Origin of the sequence: Spiroplasma sp. Moj (assembly GCF_016082285.1) — a bacterium.
Taxonomy (GTDB): Bacteria; Bacillota_I; Bacilli_A; order Mycoplasmatales; family Mycoplasmataceae; genus Spiroplasma; species Spiroplasma phoeniceum.
The window spans coordinates 1-5,334 of sequence record NZ_MQTY02000072.1 but is presented as its reverse complement, the minus strand read 5'-3'; the positions used below and the strand labels follow the sequence as shown (position 1 = coordinate 5,334).

Sequence of the window (5,334 nt, the reverse complement as noted above, 5' to 3'; positions counted from 1 at the left end):
AAATAAAAAAAACAACCCTTTAATAAGAATTGTTTTAGCGCGTTTCGTTTTACAGTTTACAAGTGTTAAAATAGAAATTTGAAAATTAATGGATAGTGTTAAAAGACAAAGAGATATTATGGATATGTTTTCTAATTTAAATATATCTAAGATGACAATCACAAATATTAATAAAGAGGTTGATTTTACTAAATTATTTAAAGAACAATTAAAAACAAAAACTGAAAAAATAATTGTCCAAACACCATATTTGTATGCTGGCGTTGATGATTCTTTTAGTAATTTAACAAAATATAAAAAAATAGAAAAAAATATGTTTAGAACAGCATATTTTCATACTGGGTATGATGAAATAAAAAGCACTAAAAGTAAAAATGTTCTAAAAGATAAAAAAATTTTTATTGTTATGAAATCGGTAAAAATAAATACTATCTTATTAAAAAATATAAAAAAAGAATTTTTATATTTTTTAAATCAAAATTTTAATATTGAAAATTGTAAGTTAACGCTAGCAGGTGATGGAGCAAAATGAATCAAAAAATTTGCTAATGAAATTGGTGCAATTTTTATTTTAGATCAATTTCATTTAATGAAAGAATTAAAAACAATATTTCCTTATAGAAGAAGAAAACTTACTAAAAATTTAACCGATAATGAAAAAATAAGAAAACAAATTTATTGAGATATGAATAAATTATTTAAAAATGGCGATCCTGATGAAGCAATAAAATATTTAAAAAAATTAATTACAAGAAAAAGTGTTAAAGAATATCCATTTTTAAAAGATAAAAAAGAAAAAATTAAAGATTTCATTAAATATATCAAAAATAATTCTGAGGGTATTAAAGTTTATAAAGAGGATTGATATATGGGATCTTGTACTGAACCACAAATTTCGCATAATGTAAAATGATTAAAAGGATATGGTGCTAAATCATATAGTGAAAAAGTTTTTAAAAATATGATTGCAATGAAAATGGCGAAAGAAAATGGAGTTAATTTAATTGAGTTTTATCTTAATAAATTAAACAAAAAAAATGAGAAAGAATATAATTATTATTTTAAAAATGAAGACAAACATAATCAGCAATTTTTAATAAATAAAAATTTTGCTCATCAAGCACAATGTTTTGTTTAAAATTTAAAGTATAAATCAATAATTTAAAATAAATTTATTAAATAATTTGCGAATTATTATTTTTTGTATTGTAAGTTATTACTTTTATGTTATTATTAAGTTAATTAAAAAAGATAAATTTATCTTTTTCTTAGGAATTTTATTTTAGTAGATAAATATTTATTAAAATAAAGTATCACCAACCGAATATTTTACGCCATCTTTAGTTAATCGCTCACGTTCTGTTGGATTAGCAGGACTATCTAAATTACTGTTAACTCCTTCTCGCCAAACCTCATTAACTTCTGCTGGATTAAATAATTGCTGAACTCCCATTCCAACAACTGAGCCTTCTGCTAAAAAGCTTAAATCATAATCTTGTGGATTTCTTTTAGGGTCAATAACTTCACCATATTTATTTAAAGGATCTAATGGAAAAGGATATTGAGATTTTTTCTTTACTCATAATATTTGGGTTTTTGTACCAGTTTCTGGATTAACTTCGGGGTCATAATTTGGATTAGGTTTACCATCAATTGATGGTACAATTAAATCATTTTGATTAGGATTTTTAGCTGGATCTCACGCATATCATTTAGGTAATAAAGTTGGTACTAAATTAGAAATTTTATATTTTATTTGATATTTTGCTTTATTTTTTCTATCATCATGACTAACAACAATATCATAAATATTTGTGCCATCTTTGCCTTCCGTAACACGTTGATCTTTCATATTGTAAACAAATTTGTTATTAATAACTTCAACAGGTTGACCATTTACTGTCATTCATTCAGATGAGTCATTAAGTCCATCAAATTGTAAATGCGCAGTTGTATGAAATTCTAATGTCCCACCATAAGTATCACTTACTTTATCAGGCTCTAATTGGATTGGTTTATCAGAAACCATCCCTTGAGTAGAATCATTTGGATTAACAATTTGTCCCGGAAAAAAATTTAATCTAGCACTTAGTGACTTACCTCAATAATTTTCTGATAATTTTATATTAATCGGTGTTTCAAAAGTTCATATTTCTTGATTGCCAGTATTAGAATTTTTAAATTTAAAAACAGTTGTTGCTTTACGTGTACTATTATTAAATGAAAATGGTTGAATATATCGTTCTCATTTTGAATATTCATTTCCTAATACATTTTTTATAGTTGTAGTTAATAATGTTGTTAAATCCTTTCCTTTTCCAGTTGGATCATTTATATTATTTTTATCTTTCAAACCACCTGAATAATCAGATGTTAAATTAATTTCTTTATTTAAAGCATTATTTAAATTATTTTTAACACTTTGTAAAGAAAATGATGAATGGAACGTAATTACTTTATAATTAATTGAGGCTTCAGACCCACCCGTGTTTCACCAATGCCCCCCTTTTGTGTTTGTGCAACTAAAGATAAAAAAACATATATATTGGTTGAATCATGTCACAAATAATAACCAGCATAAGCTGAGTTACTACCAAAATTTGAATAATGAGCTTTGGCATTTGACAAAAACTTATTATAATTATGACTACCAATACCACTATCCATTTTATTTGATGAAATTGCTGATGTATTAAATGTTCTATCGTTTAAAGTATCCGAATTATATCTTGAATTAGCTAATCCCTGTATTTCAATCGTAAAACTAGAATAATTTTTTTTAAATGTATTTCAATCATCAGCATATTGTTTTCAATTAAATGAAATTGTTCTGGAGTTAGGATGCGGATCACAGGTTCCTCCATCTCAACAAAATCGTTGTGAATTGGACCAAGTTTGTTTATCTTTAAAAGTTGGATATGTTGGGTCGATATTATATTGACTATTAGAAATATTATTTAAATAATTTTTGGTTAAATTTATTGCCTTTGATGAAAAAACAGTTGAGCCTAAAATTGATAACAATAATAATGTACTTAACAATATATTTATTCAAGTCTTCATTTTTAATTATTCCTAATTTTTAATGCTAGTATCTACTACATAAAAGTCATGCACTACACTAACAATAATATAATAACTTAAGTAATAAGTCAAATTTTTTTATAAACTTGACTAACATTTTAGACTGTGCACCTACCCACATAAGTTCAGTTTTCTAAAGTCTATCTTTTCTTCTCATAAACTTTCTACATTTATAGGAAACATTTGATATTTTACAAAAATTTGTTCATTAGACTTCTTGCATAACCTATTAAAATAATTGTAAATATTTTTAAAAAGATACTAATAGCAAATTATAATTTTAATTAATTATGTCTTTTATTTAAAAATTTAATATTTTCCTACAACGAAAAATGACTTTTTTATTTAAATTATTTAATTTTAAATACATCTTCTATGCTATCTATAATAATTGCAAATTATAAATTAGACTTCTTGCATAACCTAGTTATTTTAAAATTCCTATAAAATATATTTAAAATAGAAATTATAGGAATTTTAAAATAACTAGGTTATGCAAGAAGTCTAATAAATAGTGAGACTATTCGGAAATGAAGCGGTTATTGATTACTCAATTGTGGCGATTCGTGTTTTAGAAGCAGTTCAAATCAATGAAGAACAACAGGGAGAATTATTAAATGAAATTAAATAAATATATTGATCATACTTTATTGAAACCAGATGCAACTATAGTAGAGATTAAAAAATTATGTGCTGAAGCAAAAGAATATGATTTTGCATCTGTTTGTATTAATCCAACTTATGTTCAATTAGTGCATAATTTATTACAAGATACTACAGTTAATGTTTGTGTTGTGTTGGGTTTTCAATTGGGGGCGAATGCTACCATAATAAAAGTGACAGAAATTTCAACGGCATTAGCCGATGGAGCAACAGAAATTGATATGGTAATGAATATTAGTCAGTTTAAATCAAATAATTATGATTTAGTTCGTGCCGATATGGCAGCATGTAAAAAAGCAGCTGGGCAACATATTGTAAAAGTAATATTAGAAACATGCTTATTATCTGATACAGAAATTATTAAAGCGTGTCAGTTAGCAGAAGAAGCAGGTCTTGATTTTGTTAAAACTTCAACAGGTTTTAGTAAAGCAGGTGCAACGATTGCCAATGTTAAACTAATGAAAAAAACAGTTGGAGAACGTATGCAAGTTAAGGCAGCTGGTGGAGTGCGTACTAAAGATGATGCTTTAGCAATGATTACAGCAGGAGCAACGCGAATTGGAACAAGTGGAGGTGTTAATATTATGGAAAATAAACCACATCGAACAGGTTATTAGTTGACATAAAGCAGCAAAGGAAAATAAAAAATAATGTATTTTTTAAAAAACAAAAATTTAGAAGCAACTCTTAGTTCTGATCCGTTTGAATTAATTTCATTAAAAAAAGCTGGCAAGGAATATATTTATCAACAAGATAGTACATGAAAAAAATCGTGACCAATTTGTTTTCCAATCACAGGAAAGTTAATTAATAATGAATATCAATTAGCAGATAAAATTTATACGATGATGGGGCATGGGTTTTTTCGTGCAATTACTGTTTGAAAAGTTCTTACTTATACAGCAGATACATTAGTGGTTGAATATAGAGCAACAAAAGAATTTTATCATCAGTATCCATTTTTGTTTAAATTGGAAGTAACATATCAATTAGAAGCAAATAAATTAATTAATAAAGTTAAGATTACTAATCTTGACTTAAAATCATTGCCATATAATTTTGGTTGACATCCAGCATTTATTTGTGATGAGCATACTGGTAAAATTATTTTTGATAATCCACAAATAATTACCCATATTCCTGGTGGGACTTTTTTAGGTTCAGAAATGAAGAAAGAAACAAATTCTCAGTTTTTAATAAATCAATATGATTTTACAACTGGCCAATGTTATGCGTTACTAAAACAAACAACAAACAAAGTTTTAATTGTTGATTCAACTCGAGAAATTAGTTTAACAACAAAAGGTTATCCAAATGTATTAATTTGAAAATGTCAAAATGATGCAAAATATATTTGTGTTGAACCATGAGATGGCCATCAAGATGACATTAATTATCAAACAATTCCGCTTGATCAAAAACCATGAATTAATAAGTTACCATCACAACAAACAAAAATATATTGTTTAGAAGTAGAATTTAAAAAATAAAACCTCTTACTTGTTAAGAGGTTTTCATCAAAAATGAATATATTAGACTTCTTGCATAACCTAGTTATTTTAAAATTCCTATAAAATATATTTAAAA

General features: G+C 25.6%; 3 protein-coding genes and 1 pseudogene. 3 read left to right on the top strand and 1 reads right to left on the bottom strand.

From position 1 onward, the window contains the following. The coding region (locus tag BST80_RS03875) for an Mbov_0401 family ICE element transposase-like protein (protein WP_415746044.1) at positions 1–1,138 on the top strand (1,138 nt) is incomplete at its 5' end. A 201-nt stretch (positions 1,139–1,339) separates the two neighbouring features. On the opposite strand, the pseudogene BST80_RS03870 reads toward BST80_RS03875, so the two are convergent. Next, a pseudogene (locus BST80_RS03870) lies at positions 1,340–3,063 on the bottom strand (Mbov_0399 family ICE element protein); the annotation flags it as partial. A 638-nt stretch (positions 3,064–3,701) separates the two neighbouring features. Between BST80_RS03870 and deoC the strand changes: the two are divergent. Continuing rightward, complete coding sequence (gene deoC, locus BST80_RS03865; RefSeq protein ID WP_415746043.1) at positions 3,702–4,364, top strand: deoxyribose-phosphate aldolase; 663 nt, start codon at positions 3,702–3,704, stop codon at positions 4,362–4,364. A gap of 33 nt (positions 4,365–4,397) precedes the next feature. After that, a complete protein-coding gene (locus tag BST80_RS03860; protein WP_415746042.1) occupies positions 4,398–5,237 on the top strand; it encodes an aldose epimerase in 840 nt (279 codons plus the stop codon). The last annotated feature ends 97 nt before the right edge of the window (positions 5,238–5,334 follow it).